General features: G+C 33.5%; 18 protein-coding genes. 1 reads left to right on the forward strand and 17 read right to left on the reverse strand.

The window, feature by feature from the left end:
* The coding region (locus CSV79_RS08680; RefSeq protein ID WP_099688654.1) for an IS3 family transposase at positions 1-876 on the forward strand (876 nt) is incomplete at its 5' end.
* A 266-nt stretch (positions 877-1,142) separates the two neighbouring features.
* On the opposite strand, the gene CSV79_RS08685 is transcribed toward CSV79_RS08680, so the two are convergent.
* From CSV79_RS08685 to CSV79_RS08770, 17 genes are all read right to left on the reverse strand, one after another.
* The gene (locus tag CSV79_RS08685) at positions 1,143-2,150 is read right to left on the reverse strand and encodes a nitroreductase family protein (RefSeq protein ID WP_199171896.1); all 1,008 of its coding nucleotides are present in this window, start codon (positions 2,148-2,150) and stop codon (positions 1,143-1,145) included.
* 18 nt (positions 2,151-2,168) lie between these two features.
* Complete coding sequence (locus tag CSV79_RS08690) at positions 2,169-3,665, reverse strand: oligosaccharide flippase family protein (protein WP_099688655.1); 1,497 nt, start codon at positions 3,663-3,665, stop codon at positions 2,169-2,171.
* 247 nt (positions 3,666-3,912) lie between these two features.
* Positions 3,913-5,055, reverse strand: a complete 1,143-nt coding sequence (locus CSV79_RS08695) for a polysaccharide pyruvyl transferase family protein (protein ID WP_158232500.1) — start codon at positions 5,053-5,055, stop codon at positions 3,913-3,915.
* 676 nt (positions 5,056-5,731) lie between these two features.
* Positions 5,732-6,652, reverse strand: a complete 921-nt coding sequence (locus CSV79_RS08700; RefSeq protein WP_143560550.1) for a hypothetical protein — start codon at positions 6,650-6,652, stop codon at positions 5,732-5,734.
* A gap of 119 nt (positions 6,653-6,771) precedes the next feature.
* Positions 6,772-7,770 (reverse strand): glycosyltransferase family 2 protein, encoded by a 999-nt coding sequence (locus tag CSV79_RS08710; RefSeq protein WP_099688659.1) that lies wholly within the window; start codon positions 7,768-7,770, stop codon positions 6,772-6,774.
* The gene (locus tag CSV79_RS08715; RefSeq protein ID WP_099688660.1) at positions 7,763-8,959 is read right to left on the reverse strand and encodes a glycosyltransferase family protein; all 1,197 of its coding nucleotides are present in this window, start codon (positions 8,957-8,959) and stop codon (positions 7,763-7,765) included. The genes CSV79_RS08710 and CSV79_RS08715 overlap by 8 nt, the downstream gene beginning before the upstream one ends.
* Positions 8,960-9,018: 59 nt before the next feature.
* On the reverse strand, positions 9,019-10,020 hold the full coding sequence (locus CSV79_RS08720; RefSeq protein WP_099688661.1) for a glycosyltransferase: 1,002 nt from the start codon (positions 10,018-10,020) through the stop codon (positions 9,019-9,021).
* Positions 10,021-10,471: 451 nt separating this feature from the next.
* A complete protein-coding gene (locus tag CSV79_RS08725; protein ID WP_099688662.1) occupies positions 10,472-11,449 on the reverse strand; it encodes an SDR family oxidoreductase in 978 nt (325 codons plus the stop codon).
* Positions 11,450-11,451: 2 nt separating this feature from the next.
* On the reverse strand, positions 11,452-12,828 hold the full coding sequence (locus CSV79_RS08730) for a nucleotide sugar dehydrogenase (RefSeq protein ID WP_099688663.1): 1,377 nt from the start codon (positions 12,826-12,828) through the stop codon (positions 11,452-11,454).
* A complete protein-coding gene (locus tag CSV79_RS08735) occupies positions 12,825-13,937 on the reverse strand; it encodes a glycosyltransferase family 4 protein (RefSeq protein ID WP_099688664.1) in 1,113 nt (370 codons plus the stop codon). The genes CSV79_RS08730 and CSV79_RS08735 overlap by 4 nt, the downstream gene beginning before the upstream one ends.
* A gap of 3 nt (positions 13,938-13,940) precedes the next feature.
* On the reverse strand, positions 13,941-14,558 hold the full coding sequence (locus tag CSV79_RS08740) for an acetyltransferase (protein ID WP_099688665.1): 618 nt from the start codon (positions 14,556-14,558) through the stop codon (positions 13,941-13,943).
* Complete coding sequence (locus CSV79_RS08745; protein WP_099688666.1) at positions 14,548-15,195, reverse strand: sugar transferase; 648 nt, start codon at positions 15,193-15,195, stop codon at positions 14,548-14,550. The genes CSV79_RS08740 and CSV79_RS08745 overlap by 11 nt, the downstream gene beginning before the upstream one ends.
* Positions 15,192-16,319 carry a DegT/DnrJ/EryC1/StrS family aminotransferase gene (locus CSV79_RS08750; RefSeq protein ID WP_099688667.1) on the reverse strand — a complete coding sequence of 376 codons (1,128 nt, stop codon included), beginning with the start codon at positions 16,317-16,319 and terminating at the stop codon, positions 15,192-15,194. The genes CSV79_RS08745 and CSV79_RS08750 overlap by 4 nt, the downstream gene beginning before the upstream one ends.
* A gap of 153 nt (positions 16,320-16,472) precedes the next feature.
* Positions 16,473-18,305 carry a polysaccharide biosynthesis protein gene (locus tag CSV79_RS08755; protein WP_099688668.1) on the reverse strand — a complete coding sequence of 611 codons (1,833 nt, stop codon included), beginning with the start codon at positions 18,303-18,305 and terminating at the stop codon, positions 16,473-16,475.
* A gap of 79 nt (positions 18,306-18,384) precedes the next feature.
* Entirely contained in the window at positions 18,385-19,152 is a 768-nt protein-coding gene (locus CSV79_RS08760; RefSeq protein WP_099688669.1) for a tyrosine-protein phosphatase, read from the reverse strand.
* Between the two features lie 57 nt (positions 19,153-19,209).
* On the reverse strand, positions 19,210-19,929 hold the full coding sequence (locus CSV79_RS08765) for a CpsD/CapB family tyrosine-protein kinase (RefSeq protein WP_304442586.1): 720 nt from the start codon (positions 19,927-19,929) through the stop codon (positions 19,210-19,212).
* Positions 19,922-20,653 (reverse strand): YveK family protein, encoded by a 732-nt coding sequence (locus CSV79_RS08770; RefSeq protein ID WP_099688670.1) that lies wholly within the window; start codon positions 20,651-20,653, stop codon positions 19,922-19,924. The genes CSV79_RS08765 and CSV79_RS08770 overlap by 8 nt, the downstream gene beginning before the upstream one ends.
* Between the last annotated feature and the right edge of the window lie 87 nt (positions 20,654-20,740).

Here is a 20,740-nt window from a genome sequence, read left to right on the forward strand (position 1 = left end):
GACCAAGAGATCATTGACCACATCGAACAGGAGAAAGAAAACTTTCCTATTCAAGTAATGTGCGAAGTGCTTAATGTGCCAAGAAGTACGTATTACCAGTCATTCCGTAAAGTAAAATCTTCGTATGCCATCGAAAACGAAGCGATTTTAGCACGCATAAAAATCATTCATGTGGAAAGTAAAGGTCGCTATGGCGCACCGAAGATCCATCATCTCTTAACGCAAGAAGGTTTTACTGCAAGCTTAAATCGTGTTCAGCGAATCATGAAAGAGGCAGAAATTCGTTCGACGATTGTAAAAAAGTACCGCCCTACTTCCACCACTGGACAAGTTGAAGAACGTGAAAATCTGTTAGAACAGGATTTCGAAACAACGACAATCAATGAAAAATGGGTTGCAGATATTACGTATATTAACACGCTACGAGACGGCTGGTGTTACCTAGCTTCCGTTCTTGATTTACACACGAAGAAAATTATAGGCTATTCATTTTCAACATCAATGACAACAGAACTCGTTCTACAAGCTTTATCGAACGCGGTCGATGTTCAACAACCAGATGATGAGTTGATTTTGCATACCGATTTAGGCAGCCAATACACAAGTGAAGATTTTGAAAAAGCATTGGCAGACGCAAAAATCAAACAGTCTTTCAGCCGTAAAGGATGCCCGTATGACAATGCCTGCATCGAGTCTTTTCACGCGACTTTGAAGAAAGAAGAAGTGTATCAAACTACTTATATTGACTTTGAAACTGCGCGATTAGCCCTCTTTAGCTACATTGAATCGTGGTACAACCGGAGACGGATTCACGGGGCTATTGACTATTTAACGCCCCAACAACTAGAAGATTCGTGCCGTAAAGAAGCAGCTTGAATGGAAGAGTAAATTTGGATTCCCAATTTACTCTTCAAACACATTTTTTAGGACGACATCCATGGGTTGTATTTCCTGTATCCAGCGAAAGCTGTCAAGTGCGGTCTTTCACTTGACTGGCTTCGCTGGATACAGGACGCTCCGTGAATGGATGCCGTTCTGAAACGGACTTAACTTTTTTGTGTCCAGGTTATTGACGTAGATCCACCTTTACTATATATTTCTTCACAAAAGTATGTAAGAGACAAAATCACTTGAAGGTTATATTAGTGTATTTTAGTAATTTCATCAAGACTTTTTCTAGGTGAAGCAGCTACTTTTAAGGTTTCAGGTAAGTAACCAACCGCAATCATCATAATCGGAATTTCTTTTTGTTCAATTCCCATATTCTTTTTGAGTCGATCAGCAACTCTATAATCTAAAGCTAAATTAAGCGCACAGCTTCCTATTCCAAGTGAATGAAGAGCGTAGATTATAGACATTGCAAACATACCTCCATCGATAAAAGCTTGATTTCTCTCACCAGCTCCAAAGAAATCTTCAGCATCGGTTGTGATTAACAATATTTTACTCGCTTTATCACCAAATCCCGCATTCCCATTTTGAAATGATAATGCCTGTTTTTGCTTATCCTTATTATCAAAAATATGCACAATTGATGATTGACGATTGCATACTGAAGGTGTTTTTTGTGCAATTTTTATAGCTTCCTTAATTAACTTAACAGGCACTTCCTCAGATGAAAAGTCCCTAATACTATGCCTACTATTCGCAAAATTATTAAAGTCAATCGAGCTATTTTTTAGAATTTCAGACTTCTTTACATCTAAAACTCCACCTTCATTCGAGATAGATTTAGGGCCTAAAGAAATTCTTAATTTTTCCAATCTCTCATTCAAATCATTTAAACTATTATTATTTCTTAAATTAAATTCGTAATACAGATTTAAAGTATTTAATGTAATTTGCGATGTTTTATCCCATTTATATTTTTCTACATACTGCTCTAGGGAATCAATTAAATATAAAATTGCTTGTTCACCAAAACCAACTCTTGGATTTGGTAACGCTAATCCTTTTTCGATTTTATGATAGTAGAAAATTAATTCTGATCTATGTGTAGCCTTATTTCTTTTATTATCTTTTGTTGCAGAAAACTCGTTGAAAAACTTGTAATCATATAGGTAATTCCTCAGTAGTCGAATATTCGTTTTAAATATTTGAATTCTCATGTGCAAAGATTTAGGTGTAATCCATTTAGCTATTCTTTTCATATTCTCCTCCACAATACATCACTTAGTTAATTTTGTTTTAATAGTTATTAGCAACTGTTTTTCAAAGGGATTCATAGAAATAAACCACATTAAGAGTAAAGTAATTATAGAATATATTAATCCGCTCGTAATTATCATTAATAAGCTTGCATTAATATTTATAATATTAATCAATACAAAGGGAATACACACTGAAAAGATGATTTTAAATATTCCTATCCATAATACTTTGACGTTAATATTCAGTTTCAAATAGTAATACGCATTCATTATAATTATATTTCCTATTACTAGAGATCCCGCTGTAACTAATGCTACTCCAACTCCCCCATACTTATCCGCTATGAATATACTAGTTACTATGTTAATAAGAGAAATAACTAAATATAAAACCGATCTAAAAGCATGCATGTTTTTCGCCTGTAAAATTGATATACCCACATTCTGAGACAGTATAACGGCTAATGGTGTCATTATAATTAGGACAATATAATATCCATCTAAATAATCAATTCCAACCCATAATGTAAGAAATTGTTTTCCAATCAAAAGAAATCCACCTAATATAAAAAACAATATATGCGCCTGAATCCTGCCAACCTTTATAAATAAATCAGAAAACTCTTTAGAGGTAGCACCTTTCATTTCCATAATTGATACCTTAGGTAAAAATAACCCACTAATTGCCGTTGAAATAGACATATATATCATAATGAATTGCATAGCAATAGCATATATTGCAACTTGATTTGCGCCCGTGACTGATCCTAAGATGATTTGATCTGTACTCCAATAAATCTTATCTATAATTGCATTTAAAAAAATAAAACTCGAGTAAATTAAAACTTCTTTTAATAATCGTTTGTTAAAGTATCTGAATTGCACTCTTACTTTCAATCTTCTAAAACAATAAACTACATTAATTAAAAGAAATATGATGTTAATTAATGAACTTATTATTACCATCATTACAGAGCCATACCCCATAAATAACAGTGGAATGGTAATTAGCGGAATAATTACCGTTCTAACAATTCCAGCCACTTTCATAAAAACAAACTTTTCATGTGCTTGGATTAATGCTCCAAACACGCTCAATGGAAAAGAAATGGAGAAATTAGCAATAAGTATAATAGATATCTGTTTAGCCAGTAATAGTTCATTAGCCTTTAAACTGTCACTAAATAATAAGTCTATTTGAAAGTACATTACAACGCCAATAATTCCAACAACTGCTCCTAAAATAGTAAATAAGATTAAAAACATACCAGTTAATCTAGACTCTTCCTGTTGATCATTACCAGCTCTAGTTCGAGCCACATAGCGAACAATTGCATTTCCTAATCCCATATCTAAAATCGTTAAATACCCTACAAATGCTGCCATTAAAGAGTACACGCCATACTCTGCCTGACCAAGTGTTCTAATCATTATGGGAGTATAAACTAACGAAATTACAACAGAAAGTATCAAAGCAAGGTAAGATAGAAGTGCACCCATCTTAATTTGACTCATTAACAACACAACCTTAGTATTATATACACTACTTAACACTGATACTTTGTCAACTATTCAAAAATCTGGATATTCCATTATTATATTATAGTGTTGACTAATTCTCATGGAACTAATCTATAATTTGAATTAAGTTAGGATTCATTTGCTTTTATTATTTCATTTAAAAAGGTTGAGTTTTATGTATTAATTATCTTTTTAAATTACTTTTTCTAACTAATATCTTATTAATTATGTTAGTAACTTTTCAAATGAAAGACTGTTTAAGTAACAATAATGATTTATTTCTTTCTTCCACCAATATCTCTCTTATCTCACTAAAATCTAAACTCATTATCTCTGATGGCTTTTCCCTTATTAATTCGAGTTGTCTACTTTCCAAGTTAAACGTTCGCAAAAGCGTTTCAATTCTTGAATACATTGATGGACCAATTTCTTTTCTCTTAAATACAATAAAAGGGGTTTCTAATACAATCGAAAAGACAACACCATGGAAGGAATCGGTAAGAAAAATTGAAGCAGAATTAATATAATCAATGAAATTACTAGGGTTGGCTTTATACTGATCAATATCTTTATAATTTTCAAGATGAATAATCTCGAAATTATATTTTTTGGATATACTATTTATTAAATCAGTGGTTTTAGATGACATTTCACCTAAAAAATAAGTCAGTATAAATTCCTTGGCTGGTTTATTTTTATTGGGTTCTGCAATAGAAAGCCATCTTTCTCTTGTCAATAGCATTGTAGGATCTAGTACTAAATGTGCTTTTCTCCCTGTCAATTCTTGTACGATTTCAGCTCCAACCTGTTCTCTAACAAGAATACTTTTCATTCCATTTAAGCCGTTTTTAACTCTTGGTATATAGTTACTTGGTATTTTATTTATTCCAAAACTGGCAGCATAAGAAAGCCGTTTTTCTTTTGGAGCAAATGTTAAATATTCGATTGCCGGAAGAATTTTCTCATGGGATTGATAATTTGGATTCCAAACCTGATCACTACCAACAACAAAATAGTCATATTTACTTTCTAAACCTTCAGGAATATCATCACTTGATATTATTTCTGTTGTTTCTTTAATGTATTTTTGTGTAAAATCTTTAAACTCAGGAATACGACTTTGTACGGCAAAGTTTCTTTTCTTTGCAGAAACTTTATTTGAAACCTTCATCTTTAATTCCTTTAGATTTATATTTTTCAAACGACAAATCCTCTTAATATTTCTAATCATCTTATTCTCATTCGTAATAAGAGGTGCTTCATGATGAAGAATTGTTTCTACGTCGTAGCCTTGCTGTTTTATTATTTCTTGTAACGCAAAATTTTGTAATCTATTACCGTAATTAAAATATCCATTCAGAGTTATTATAGCTACCTTCTTCAATATTAAAAGCCCCTAACTGATATAATTTCATAAAGCCTATCTTTTAAATACGAAATTCTCATTAAATTATCGCTCGTTCCTTATAGACTTTATTCCCCCATCTTGAGTTGAATAAAAAATAACCACATCGATTACACACAAGCCAACCTCAATCAACTATTAATTAGCGTTCCAAATGAACTAAACAATATTTTCCAAACATGAATATGTTTTAATTGCGTGATAAACAAGGACCTTAAATTCTTTAAATACTACCATCTATTGAATTCTTCTATCCTTGTCAAATGGTTTAGCAAAGAAAGATGTATTTTTCAAAATCATTATACACAAGATTGCAATCACAATTACAAAATGTTGCAACTTAATATGGAGCATCTGCGGGCATAATACTACGCCAGAAGGTTGCTCACTACACCTATTCTGTTGTTTTCACATTTTCATTTTTTCTATTCAAAGCAAAAACAGGAAATTAAAACAATCAGAAATCATTATGTAACACTAGTGAATTGAAATAGATAAATTAATTTTATATCAGTGCGATAATTAGACTAAAACGCATTTGACTATAAGTTAATCTTGATAGATTTAAATTTGGTAAAAACAAGAATAAAATATAAAATATAAAAGAAATTTGCATTATAAATAAAAGCATCTACAGAACTAATTAGTATAAAGATTAATATAAAAAAAATCCCTCTTTTTTACTTTTTAAAAATGACCACATGATAAATAAAACATACGTCAGAAAGCCAATAATACCAAAATTAATTAACATTAAAACAAATGCATTGCTATAGTTCGCTAAGTTATAAGCTTTGAAGTAATTTGAAAGTTGGCCAAAACCCACCCCTATAATTTGATTAAAGGTTGGAATTAGTTCGAAGTATTCTAAATACCCTGCGACTCTAATCTGGCTTCGATCCTGTATATTCACTGTTTTATCTATATTAAATTGCATAAGCCATTCTAAATCAAAATATTTAATAGCTATAACGTAAAACAAAAATAATATAATAATAGTTAATATTAATAACTTTACCTTTCTATTTAAAACCGTATAAAGTATTAGTATTATTCCTCCACCTACTATACCAAGGGTAGATGTTGATAATATTAAAACACTATAAAAAAATAATACCAAAAGATATTTTTGATAATTTAATAATAATCCTATAACCGGAAGTAAGTATATTGCTAAATATGAAGGCTCAGAAAAGAATGAATTAGGTCTCATATAAGATTTTGACCAACTATTTTCTTCAATTAAACTTTTAAATAATACACCATTATGCGGTATTCCACCTACTGCGACAATTGACAACTGATAAAAAAGAAAGGCAGATATTATTAGCGAAATAAATGTAATAACTTTCAAAAATGTTTTCAATTCAAAGAAATGAATATGTTGCATAATAAGAAAGCAAACCAACATGGCAATTGTAATACTCCAAATAATTGATTCTGTACCTAATCGTTCTGATAATGAAAAAAATGCTATTATAGACAAAGCTGAATGTATAGACAACATAATTAATAGTGGTACAAAAAAAACTATTTTTTTACTAACAATTATGCATAAAACTGCTCCAAGAAACAAAATCATTATACCTAAAGATATAGGTCCGATGAATTTATACGGTGATAGTATTGGGAAAAGACATACAGTAATAGCTGAAATATAGCTGGTAATTTTATTTATATTACTCAATTTATTATTTATTTGAAATCATTCCTTTTATACGTGTAGAGAGAATATAAGATCCATATGAGGTAAACATTAGAGTATCTAATTAAAATAACTTTTAATTTATTTTTCTTCGTGCCAAAAACTTTATTATTGTATTTAAATACCTTTTGGGAATGCTTATTTTCTTTTATTTCTTGTAATCTCTTTACTTTTATAGAAGTTTTTTCATTTGAACGCACTATATTAGTAACAGCACTAAAAATATTGGACTCAAAGTATCGATATAATAAATCTTCTAGTTCATTATCGTAATATATTTCTTTAAATGAATCTTCAATTTTAGTAGATAGTAAGGATATTTGTTTGAAACGGTTTATGTCAAATTTTCTTGTCGCAGAACCTAATCTCTCTTCCACTTTATATAAATACTCAGGAATTATACCCACGTTTTTCTTGGTTTTAATAAGGGAGTATATTGTAAATAAAAAATCTTCTCCATAATGCAAATCCGTCTCAAATTTTATATTGTACCTTTTTAGTAAGCTTAATTTAAAAAGTATTCCCGATGCGGTTCTAGCCCTTTTTCCTTCAATCATATGTTTTAAGCATATTTCAGATCGTTCAATGTGTGTTTTTTTAGACATATCTTTTTGTCTATCGTTACTTAAAAAACAGAAAACCAAATCATTTTTTTCACTTTCTGCTATGGAATACATTTCCTCTAGCGTTGTATTATTTATATAATCGTCACCATCTACAAAAGTAATATACTCACCAGTTGCTATTTCAATACCTCTATTCCTTGCTGAACTAACACCAGAATTTTCTTGATTAATAGCAATAATTCTATAATCCTCTTTTTGATATTTATTTATTATCTTCGCTGAATTATCAGAGGAACCATCATTGACAATAATAATTTCGATTTCTTTAAGGTTTTGATTTATTACTGATTTGATGCAACGTTCAATATATTGTTCTAGATTGTAAACTGGTATCACTACACTTACTTTGATATTATCATTCATTAAATTTATCCCCCCCCACTTTCCTTAGTAAATCATTTGCTATGGAAACTGGCGAAAGTTCGTCTAATACTTCATTCTTAACCTCTGAAAATTTTCTGCTTTTAATTTCATTAATTGCTTTGATAATATCTTCTCTATTGTTTTCACAGAAAACAAACCGTTTATACTTTTCAAAAAAACTTTTAATTTTTTTTGATTCTCCATCTAATATAAATAATATAGGCTTTTTTGTACCTGAGTAATAATAAACTTTAGCAGGTATTTGAGTTCCATTTGTATTACATAAGTGGATGAATACATCTGTTTTCTTTTCAAGTTCATTGAGTTCCTTAATTGAAATCCTACCACTAATATCTATATCTGTTTTTTTAGTGAGTGGTTTATCTGAATTACCACGTATCGTCAATTTTGTTTTTGATTTAATTGCAGCATTATACAATGGTTTTAAATTTCTTACTTTAGAGTTATAGTCTCCAAAATAGCCAAAAATCATATCATTTCCATTCACGTTACGTGGTAAAGTATCATCTAAGGTGAAATATGGTATAAGGATATAGTCAATTTTATCTTGATACTTTGGAAAGAGTTCTTTTTGTTTGTCAGCAGTAAAAGGGGATACATAAATAACTTTATCTGCTGCGCTTATTAATCTTTCCTCTTCATTGTAAAATCTTTTGTTAAACAACTTGCTGTTTCTAGTTATATCAATGTACATGGGATCTCCCCATATTTGAATCCATTTTCCGTACAAAACTTTTTTCTTTTCGATAAGTAATTTAGCAAAAAGATGTGAATGTTTAGGGTCAGAGGAAGAAATTATTAAATCATAATATTCATCACTAGAAAAACTATCCACATTTTTAATCCATGATTTCTGAGGTCCATATAAAGAAAAGCTATTATATGCCTTCCTTAAAACTTTTTTCAAATTATTAAACACTACTCTTTTTGAACCTATTCTCTTACTACTTAATGCATTAAATGATGAGCTAATATTTAATTCCTCAACTTCTAGTGTATTAGGTAATTCAAATCCGTTATCTGATGCAATATGCCCATCGGGTAATTTTGATGTAATAACTTTCACACTGTTTCCAGCCTCTATTAAACCTTTAATATATGCAATATTCATCATAGTTACTGAAGTATTTGACTTAATTGCTTGCCCAGCTATAAATAGAATTTTCATTTTCCATCCCTACTTGTAGATTAATATTTTATGTAAATATATTTTGATGTGCATAACCTTTATTTCACTACTTGATTAGAATATTTAATTTTCTTCTTTTCAAACAACCCATATATCGTAGGAATCAATAAAAATTTACTTAAAACAAACTTTTTAATGTCGAAAGATAATATGCAAATTATAAAACAAACTAATTGTAAGAAGATAAAACCTGATAGGAATTTTATATTTATAAAAGATAAAATTAAAAATAAATATGAAAATGAGTCCATCAAAAGTGGAACAAATAATTGCGCTACAGGCTTATGGTTAAATAAATAAAACATATTCTTTTCAAAAAAACTAGATCTAATTACTTGCCCTAAACCAAATCCTCGTTTGGTAAATATCAAAGATTTTAGTTTTTCTATTTTCTTACTTGGTTTATCATAGTGATCAATCATCTTTTTAGGAGTCTCATAAATCTTATAACCTTTGCTTTTTAATCTGATATATAATTCAGGCTCTTCGAACGAATATATATATTCTTTATATCCTCCCATTTCTCTGAAAACTTTACTTTTAATCAGTAAAGAACCACCAAAATGAGAAGTGATTTTTAAATCTGTTATATTATATTTATTCTCTATAGATTTTATTATATTATTATTTGAATCTAATATTATATCATCTCGTATTCCTATTATACCGGCACACTCTTCTTCTCTGAGTAACTTGAATTCCTCTAAAATAAAATCTTTGTAAAGCTTCATATCACCATCTAAGAACAATAAATATTTCCCCATGGCGATATTACTTCCAACATTTCTTCCAAGTGCTGCGCTGTATATAGTCGATTGTGTTATATTTACTACTCTTAGTTCCTTTATATCTAAATCTATTGCTCTTTGGATAGTTAAGTCCGTTGAATTTGAGTCTACTAATATAATCTCAAATGAAAAATCCAGTTCTTTAAAAACATTTTTAATTGATTTTAAACAACGTTCTATATTTTTTTCTTCATTCTTTGTAATAACAATTACAGAAAATAACAACTCTTCCGAAGGTGAGTTTTTAACCATCAAACATATCTCCTAAATCATAATTTTTATCACAGTTTAAAACAAGTATTACCTTAATGATGTCGGAATGTTTTTTCATACTACACTTCCCAAAAATGAAATATCAAAACAGGTAATAAATATTTATTATTTATATAACGTACAATATTAACTATCCAAGCTCCTCATATATTACAGATTTTATTAGTCAAATTAAGAGCATCTAATCTCCTTAGAGCAATACTAATCTGTAATCATGTAAAAATACTACTTAATGGTATTTATATATGAAGTTTTAAATAAATACTTATCTTGAAGTAATTAACAGTTTTCTTGGCTCTAATGTTTTTATTTCAAAAAAGCTACTTGATTTATAATATTTAAAATAAAATTTATTAATAATACTATAAATGACATCTTTCTAGTGTCTATATATGAATTTTCTTTATTAAGCAACAACCAAGGTGTTTTGTTATTTTAAATTTTCCCTATACCATTCAAGTGCTTCAAAAATACCCTGTTCAAAATTCCATTTTGGATTATAGTGCAGCATTTCTCTTGCTTTAGTAATATCTGCATTGCTATGTTTAATATCACCTAATCTATCCGGGCCAAAAATAGGTTGTATCTCTTTACCCAACGCCTTGCATAATTGTCCATATATATCAATTAAAAACTCTCTTCCACCGAATGCTATATTATAAGCTTTTCCAGCTGCCTCCGTTGAAGCTTTGCATGCCTTTAAGTTAGCCTCAATCACATTTTCGATATATGTAAAATCACGACTTTGCTTTCCATCTCCATTGATTGTTGGTTGTTCATTATCAAGTAATTGTTTAATAAACTTTGGAATAACTGCAGCATAAGCACCATCAGGATTCTGCCTTCTTCCGAATACATTAAAATAACGTAATCCATATGTATCTAAACCATATAGCTCACTATATAGTCTTCCATACTCTTCGTTAACTTTCTTAGTCAAAGAATAAGGTGATAATACGTTGCCCTCTCTACCTTCTTTCTTAGGAAGATTAGGCTCATCACCATAGACGGAGGAACTCGAAGCATAAACAAATTTCTGAACATTATTTTGTCTAGCAGCTTCCATCATATTAAGGGTACCCTTAATATTTACTTCTTCATAGAATAAAGGCATTTCAATACTTCTTGGGACACTTCCCCATGCCGCTTGATTTAGAACATAATCAATACCCTTACAAGCTTTCATACAAGTTTCAATATCACGGATATCACCTTCAATAAATTCGTAACTAGGATTATCTAAAAACTCTTCTACATTTTCCTTCTTGCCAGTGGAGAAGTTATCTAATCCTCTAACTTGATAGCCTAATTTAAGTATCGCTTCCACTAAGTTCGAACCGATGAATCCCGCTGATCCTGTCACCAGGAATTTACTTCCTTCTGGGAACTTTATATTTTCGTAGCGCATTCTTATAGCCTCCAGTAATTAAATCCGATTTTTTCCGCTTCTTCTCTGTTATATAAACCTTTTAAGTCAGCTAGCACGAATTCTTCAGTAATATTAGTTAAACTTGAATCAATTAAATTATTTAAATCACTTTCTTCATTTGTAATTCCAGAGTTTTTATACATCTTTTTTACATCTTCTAATTCGAAAGCTTTAAATTCATCATGCGTGACTGCGAAAATCACTGCATCCATATTTTTAATCTCTTCAGGTTTGCAAAGCTGAATATTATACATTGCAATTAAATCCTCTTCATCGGCTACCGGATCTATAACTTTCACTTCGATACCATACTCTTCAAGTTCTCTTATTACATCAATCACTTTTGTATTTCTAACATCCGGACAGTTCTCTTTAAAGGTAATACCAAAAACAGCTACTTTTGCACCGTTAACTTGCTTATTAGCTTTAATCATCTTTTTAACTATATTCTCAGCAACATATTTTCCCATATTGTCATTAATCTTTCTTCCTGAAAGAATGATTTGAGAATGATAACCCATTTGCTCAGCTTTGTATGTTAAGTAATAAGGATCTACACCTATACAATGTCCTCCCACTAATCCTGGAGAGAAGTTAAGGAAATTCCATTTTGTACCTGCAGCCTCGAGCACAGCTTGTGTATCTATTTCTAGTTTATTAAAAATAATAGAAAGTTCATTCATAAATGCAATGTTAATATCTCTTTGAGAGTTTTCAATGACTTTTGCAGCCTCAGCCACTTTGATACTTGCAGCTTTATATACCCCTGCATCCACTACAAGTTCATATACTTTTGCAATGATATCTAAAACTTCTTCATCTTGGCCTGCTACTACTTTAATAATATTTTCTAGCGTATGTACCTTGTCACCTGGATTTATTCTTTCAGGTGAATAACCTACCTTGAAATCAAGCCCACACTTTAAACCAGACTCTTTTTCCAAGATTGGAATACATACTTCTTCTGTTACACCAGGATATACAGTAGATTCAAAAACTACTATTGAGCCTTTTGTTAAGTTTCTTCCTAGTGTAGTACTTGCAGATTTCAATGGCGTTAGATCTGGTGTGCGATCTTCTTTGACGGGTGTTGGTACAGCGACGATATGAAACTTTGCATTTTTAAGGCTTGTCTCTTCAGAAGTAAAATCTACAGTAGTGTTTTGGATCACGATATCGCCGACTTCTTTTGTTGGATCTATACCATTTTTATAAAGTTCAATTTTGTCTTTACTAATATCAAATCCAATCACATGTACTTTCTTTGCAAAAGCAACTGCAATTGGCATTCCTACATATCCCAAACCTACTAATGAAATCTTTTCTTCTTTATTCTTAATCTTCTCATATAGGTTCATTGATAACTCTCCTCATTCGCTCTGGTTACTCTACTGATTTCATTAAGGTATGTATTTATAACTAACTCCCTATCGAATTCTTTCTCCACTTTCAATCTACCTTTGTAACCCATTTCTTTCTTTTGGGGATAAGACAAAATTAAAAACTTGTCAATTGCATCTACTAAGCTGGCAACATTACTAACTTCAAACCCAAAACCAGTTATCCCATCCTCGAAGGTCTCGACACATCCTGGTATATTAGATGCCAAAATAGGTCTTCCTGATGATGCAGACTCCAATAGCACATTAGCCAACCCTTCATGATGCGATGGAAGAATTGTAGCATGAGAATTCTTAATAAATGAATGTACATCACTCTGTTGTCCATAATATTTAACAATATTTTCTCTTTCAAGTTCCTGGATTTCTTGACTATAATCTTCTTCCATGGAGCCAATCAAATCGAATTGAACATTTGGGTGTTTACTTTTCACTATTACCGCTGCTTTGAATAACTCTTCTATACCTTTTGCTTTCATAATGCGCCCAATAAAAAGAAGTCGTATCTTCTGTTCTTTTTCTGGATATTCCTCAAACTTATGTAGGTTCAGATTAACTCCTGATCCCGGAATCAATCTAGTTTCACCCTTAATAATACTTTTTTTTCGAAAGAATATTTGATTAGTATCATTTTGAAACATAATACAAGATGACTTTTTCAGTCCTATTCTATAGAGTTGCAATGTTATCTTTTGCATTAGCCCCTTATTTTCAACTGATGTGCCTAGTCCTGTTATATTTGTAATGTAAGGTGTTTTTGTTATTGTACATGCCATACCTCCATATACATTAGGTTTAATTGTATAGGTTAGAACAACATCTGGTTTAATTTTTTTGATTATTTTTCTATAAAATAAAAATAATTTAAAATCGGATATTGGATTTGTTCCTCTTCTATTTAGCTGAGTATCTATAAACCTGCACCCTATGTCTTCCAATTTAGACACGTATTCATCATTAGGTAATGATATATATACTTCATTATTTTGTTGAATTAACTTTTCTAACAATTCTTTTCTAAAATTATATAAACCCATTCCAAAATTAGCTAATACCAATATCTTCATGACTTATAATCTCCTAACTGGAGTACCAACATATCTGCCTGGTTCATTTATATTTTTAATTACAACAGAACCTGCTCCAACTATACTTCTACTTGAAATGTTAATGTTATTACTAACCACACTTCCAATCCCTAACCAAGACTCCTGTCCAACCTTCACCGTTCCCGCAAGACGTGCACCTGGTGACATATGAACATAATCCCCAATAGAATTATCATGATCTACCGTAGAACCGGTATTGATAATGCATGCCTGACCTATCTGAGTACAACAGTTTATAACGACTCCGGCCATAACTACAGTACCGCTCTCTATACTCACTTCTGACCCTATAACAGCATTCGGATGAATCAATATTGGTATTGTAGCTCCAGCAGATTTGAGCTTTTCATAAATCCTTTTTCTAATTGCATTATCACCAATACCAACAAATATTTCGTATTCATCTATATAGTTCAACATGTCTTTTGAACTTCCAATGACGTCTAATCCCATGACATTTTTAATCGTTTTATTATCATCTAAGAATTCAATGCTACTCCACTTATTCATTTCTAGAGCAATGTCAGCAACTACTTTTCCATGTCCACTAGCTCCGATAATAAGAAGTTTATTTTTCATAATTTATTTCTTCCTTTTCAGCACCTGTGAATGGCTCCATCGTTGCAGCCGTTTCCGAACTAATATCTTCTCTAACAATTACTTTCTTAATTGTCATGAAGATGATTTTCCAATCCCCAATGAAACTTATATTATCTACATATGTAACGTCTAGATTAAATTTATCTTCCCAACTAATCGCATTTCTACCACTTACCTGTGCTAAGCCAGATAAGCCTGGTCTTACTTCATGACGTCGTTTTTGATGATCGTTGTATAATGGAAGGTATTGGACTAATAACGGCCTTGGCCCAATAACAGACATATCACCTTTTAATATATTAAATAGCTCGGGTAGTTCATCTAAAGATGTAGAACGTAACAGCCTACCGAACTTCGTTAACCTCACACTATCAGGAAGCAGATTACCTGAATCATCTTTTTCATCTGTCATCGTTCTGAATTTATACATCATAAATACTTCTTCATTTAGACCTGGTCTTTCTTGTTTAAATAACACAGGGCTACCTAATTTTGTTCTGACTAGGATTGCAACCACAAGAAGTATTGGACTTAGTAGTACGATTGCGATTAGTGAAAGTATAAAATCCATCGGTCGCTTTACAAACCTGCTATACATATTCCCTTTGCTGCTCATACCCACAGTCCTTTAATGGTTTTTACAACTCTCTGCAATTCTTCTTCAGTCATCTTCGTATCCGACGGCAAACAAACCCCATCCTCAAACAACCTCTCAGATACCCCTTCACCAACAAAATCATACTTCTCAAAGAAAGGCTGTAAATGCATTGGCTTCCACACAGGTCTAGATTCAATATTTTCAGCTTCTAAAGCTTCAAATATATCAATAGGTCGTATCTTACCAGTTAAGGTCATTGAACTTAACCAACAGTTAGGTTCATCCCACTCATTAATCGGCATGAATTGAATACCTTCTAACTCGCCTAGTTCTTTTTTATAAAAGTCGTAAATCTCTCTTTTCTTTTCAACTCGCTGATCTAGTACTTTAAGCTGTCCTCTACCAATCCCGGCAGAAACATTACTCATTCGATAATTGAAACCTAGCTCACTATGCTGATAATGTCTTGCTTGATCCCTAGACTGGGTTGCCCAAAATCTAGACTTCTCTATTTTCTCTGTATTGTTAGAAACAAGCATCCCGCCACCTGAAGTAGTGATAATCTTATTTCCGTTAAAAGAAAAGATACCATAGTCGCCAAATGTACCCGTATGTTTGCCTTTATAATATGTACCAAGCGATTCTGCAGCATCTTCTATAACTGCTACACCATGTTTATTACAGATTTCCATAATCTTATCCATATCAGCAGAAAGGCCATATAAATGCACGACAATAACAGCTTTCACTTCTGGATACTTCTCAAAAGCTACTTCCAATGCTTTCGGACACATATTCCACGTTTCATAATCACTATCTATAAAAACAGGTGTAGCATTTTGATAGATGATTGGATTTGCAGTAGCTGAGAATGTTAGCGTTGGACAGAAGACGATATCCCCTTCTCCTACTTCTGCAGCTTTAAGAGCTAAATGGATTGCTGCAGTTCCTGAAGATAAAGCTGCGGCATCTGTAGAACCCACTTTTCGAGCTAATTCTTCTTCAAACTTATTGACGTTCTCACCGAGTGGAGCAATCCAATTCGTATCAAACGCTTCTTTTACGTATTGCATTTCATAGCCTTCATCACTCATATGTGGTGATGATAAAAATATCTTGTCATATGTAATTGTTGATTTCATCTTTCAGACTTCCTCTCGTTGCTACATTGTTATTTAGTGACTAGTACTTAATTAGAGTTAGATTTTCTAATTAACTACTAACTCCCTAAATAAGAGTTAGGGTGTTTATTGATATAGCAACTATAAATAGGAAAGAGGCATGTTGCCTCTTCCTTACATAGCGTCCGCTTCTAACTTCGGCGCCTCCACAAACTTCCGATTCGCCAACCCAACAAGCGTCGCCTTCAGCTCATCATCAGCCATAGCCGGCAGTTTCTCCAACACATAACTTTGCTCCGTCTCTGAAATCGGAGTAGCTTTCCCAATATAAATCTTCGGAAACACATGTTCACTTTGTCGTTCATTTTCATTTAGTAATTCTTCATATAACTTCTCCCCTGGACGAATGCCAGAGTAATGGATTCCAATATCCTCTTCTTCATAGCCTGATAGCTTGATCAAGTTTTTCGCTAAGTCTACTATTTTAACAGGTTCACCCATATCAAGGACGAATACTTCGCCACCTTGCGCGAGTGTTCCTGCTTGAATGACTAATCGTGACGCTTCTGGAATGGTCATGAAGTATCTTGTCATTTTTGGATCCGTGATCGTAATCGGACCGCCTTTTGCGATTTGCTTTTTGAATAAAGGTACGACACTACCTCGTGAGCCTAGAACATTACCAAATCGAACGGCAGCGAATTTTGTTTCGCTGTCTTTTGCTAAATTTTGCACAATCATCTCAGCGAAGCGCTTTGTTGCACCCATGACGTTCGGCGGATTGACTGCTTTGTCCGTTGATACGAGAACGAAGTGCGAGACGCCAAAGAATCTAGCGGCTTCTGCTACATTTTTTGTACCGAATATATTATTTTTTACGGCTTCCATCGGGTTGCCTTCCATAAGGGGTACATGTTTATGTGCCGCTGCATGATAGATCACATCAGGTTTTAATTCACCAATCAAATCAAAAATTCGATTGCGATCTTGAACGTCTGCGATAATTGGACATATTTCTGTGTCAGTTGAAACCTTTTGACGCAGTTCCATGTCTATAGTATAGATAGAATTTTCTCCATGTCCGAGTAAGATGAGTTTTTTCGGACGGAAATCAAACACTTGTCGACAAATTTCGGAACCAATGGAACCGCCAGCTCCCGTAATGAGGATCGTTTTACCTGTCAGCTTATCTGCAATGGCCTGTAGATCGAGCTGTACTTCATCACGTCCGAGCAAATCTTCAATTTTGACATCACGCATATCTTGAACGGATACTTTTCCTGTCATCAAGTCTTCGATGCGTGGAATGGTTTGTGTTTTGATACCTGTTTCGATACAACGTTTCATCAAACCTGCCATCGGTTGCTTACCCATCGAAGGCATCGCGATGACTATTTTATCAATGGCGTGATCTTCCACCAATTGCGGAATGTTTTCTGTCCCTCTATACACACGCATACCGAACATTTCAAGACCTTCTTTCATCTTGTCGTCGTCTACGAATAGGACAGGTTGCATGCCGTACTCAGGATTATTTTGGACTTGTCTTGCGATCATAGTACCTGCTTGTCCAGCCCCTATAATCATCGTCCGAACGGTTTTCATGTTTTTATCTTTTACTACAACATCTCTTACTAATCGCCACGATAAGCGCGATCCGCCGATAAGCATAACATGTAACATCCACGTCAATACAAGCGCTCGTATATGGACGTCTTGAGAAATAGCAAACTGTACGCCTGCTACGATAAGAATGGTGAAGGTTACAGCTTTCACGATAGATTTCAACTCACCGATAGAGGCATACGACCAAGCTTTTCGATAGAGTCCGTAGTACCATGCGAAGAAATGGTGTGCGATCTGGATAGTCACCGCACTGAGCAGTACCACTTCATCGGAAATGGTACTCGTCTTTGGATGAAGTATAAAGTAGCCGATATAAATAGACAATAAAACGATAATTGAATCAGTAGCAATCAGCATAGTCATTCGCTTACGTATTGTCAAAAAGACTCCTCCTTTCATACTGTAGTTCTATAATCATGTAAGTTATTACTAGCTAGTAACTAATTAGAATTATAACTGCTTAGCCAATCAATTTCCACCATTTTCTAGAAACAGGAACTTCCGGCTCATAGATTGCAAGCAATTGATTCATGATAATTCTCTCATTATTGGATAGCAACATATCTACCGTTTCCATATCCACTTTTCTCCCTAGAACGTCTAAACCTTTCGTGAATAAAAATGGACGGTTCTCTGTATTATGTGCATCTGAACCATAGGCGTGAATTAAGTTTGCTTCTATAAGTTGAATAGATAATTTTTGTACACTTTTGCCGAAATGCCCCGCAAGACTTCCTGCTGTCACTTGTGCGAGTGCCCCATGGCGAACAAGTCGTTCAAGACGTTCCGGTTTTTCCGCTATCCCTTTATTGCGTTCAGGATGTGCAATGATTGGCACAATGCCCTCTTCCAGCAAAGAATTTATCATTTTAATCGTGTAGGCCGGGACGTGTTGGGAAGGCAACTCTAGCAGTAAATAGCGCGTGTCTGCAATTGTAAGAATATTTTTATGTAGTAAGTTGCTAACCAAGTGTTCATGAATTCGTACTTCTTGGCCAGTGGATAATGTTAGCCCAATTTGTGCGGCTTCCATAACATCGCTGATCATACGAACTTGACTCTCAACTTCACTTACAGGAACGTGATAGTGGGGACTATATGCATGAGGGGTGACAACAAGATGAGTAATTCCTTCCGCGGTTGCCTGTTCCACCATTCGCATAGTACCTTCCATCGTTTCGGGTCCATCGTCGACTCCAAACAATAGATGGCTATGTATATCGATCATGTGATTCCTCCTAAAGCTGTTAATGATTTAAGAAAAGTGAAAAGGCATTTCGCCTTTTCACTCTTCGTTTCCATAATACTGATAGTAGTAATGATCTTTGTGTAGTACGAAGTTATTAAAGACCGTTCCTAAAATATTTGCTTGTGAAGAGACTAGTGCTTCTTTAGCCTTTAACACACTATCTTTCTCTGTCTTTCCAGCATTCAGTACTAAAATCGTTCCTTCAGCTTTATTGGACAGAATTTGTGCATCTGTCACAGATAAAACGGGAGGTGCATCGAATATGAGTAGGTCATACTTTGCTTTAAGTTTTTCAAGTAATGTATCCATCGTTTTGGAACTTAGTAATTCTACAGGGTTCGGTGGGATCGGTCCACTGGTAATGAGATCCAACCCCTCAATGTCCGTCTGCTGGATGACATCGTCTAGTTCCCATTGACGAGTTAGTAGATTGGATAACCCCGTTGCATTCATTCTTGAAAATGTATAATGCGTAGTTGGCTTCCGCATATCCGCGTCAATCAACAAGACTTTCTTTCCTTGTTGGGCAAAGACGACTGCTGTATTGGCAGATGCTGTGGACTTCCCTTCCCCTGGTACTGCAGAAGTGAAAAGTATCGACTTGAGATCATGATCTGGCATAGAGAAATTTATATTCGTCCGGAGTGTGCGAAATTGCTCCGATACGACTGATTTCGGATTCGTATACGTAACTACTTTACGCGCAACGGATTGTTTTGGCTGCTTTTTTTTAGTAAACATGCGCTTTTTAAACATTTGCGTTTGCCCCTTTCTGTAGACTATTGATTGGAGCGTGCATTTCTTTATCAGAGATTGGACTGACGAGACCTAATACAGGCAAACCGAGTAGATCTTCAATATCCTGTTCTGTTTTAACGGTCGTATCTAAGTATTCAAGTAAAAATGCGATACCAACGCCAATCATTAAACCGACGACAGCTGCGATAGCTACGTTCAGTTCCTTATTCGGCTTCACCGGTTTCGGATTTTCTGCATAGACTGCGGGAGATAAAATATTCACGTTATCCACATTCATCAGCTTAACAATTTCTTTTTGGAACACCTCAGCTGTTGTGTTTGCAATATCTACTGCTTTATGAGGTTCTGCGTCTTGTACGGTGATGCTGACGACTTGCGAGTTCTGCTGACTACTCACTGTAATCTGGGAGTTTAACGCAGCCGGACTACTATCTAAATCTAAATTTTGAATAACAGGTTCTAAAATAGCAGGAGTTTTAATAATGACATTGTATGTATTGATGAGTTGCAAATTCGTTTGAATATCTTGCGCATTGAATGGTTGTTGCTCTACTTTTTCTTGATTGACTAGAATTTGCGTGGACGCTTGGTAGATAGGTGTTAAGAAGAAATAGCTGATCACTGCCGCAATGACGGCCGCCGCTACCGTAGTTCCTATGATTAATCCTAGACGTTTTTTCAATGTAGTAAATAATTCCTGTAAACTAATGGTTTCTTCCATAATGTAAAATTGCTCCTTTTCGGCAAACTTAATTGTAGTATAGCATAGAAAAGTAGCGAATCCTATCGAACACGCATATAAAACTAC

Origin of the sequence: Sporosarcina sp. P13 (assembly GCF_002743055.1) — a bacterium.
GTDB lineage: Bacteria > Bacillota > Bacilli > Bacillales_A > Planococcaceae > Sporosarcina.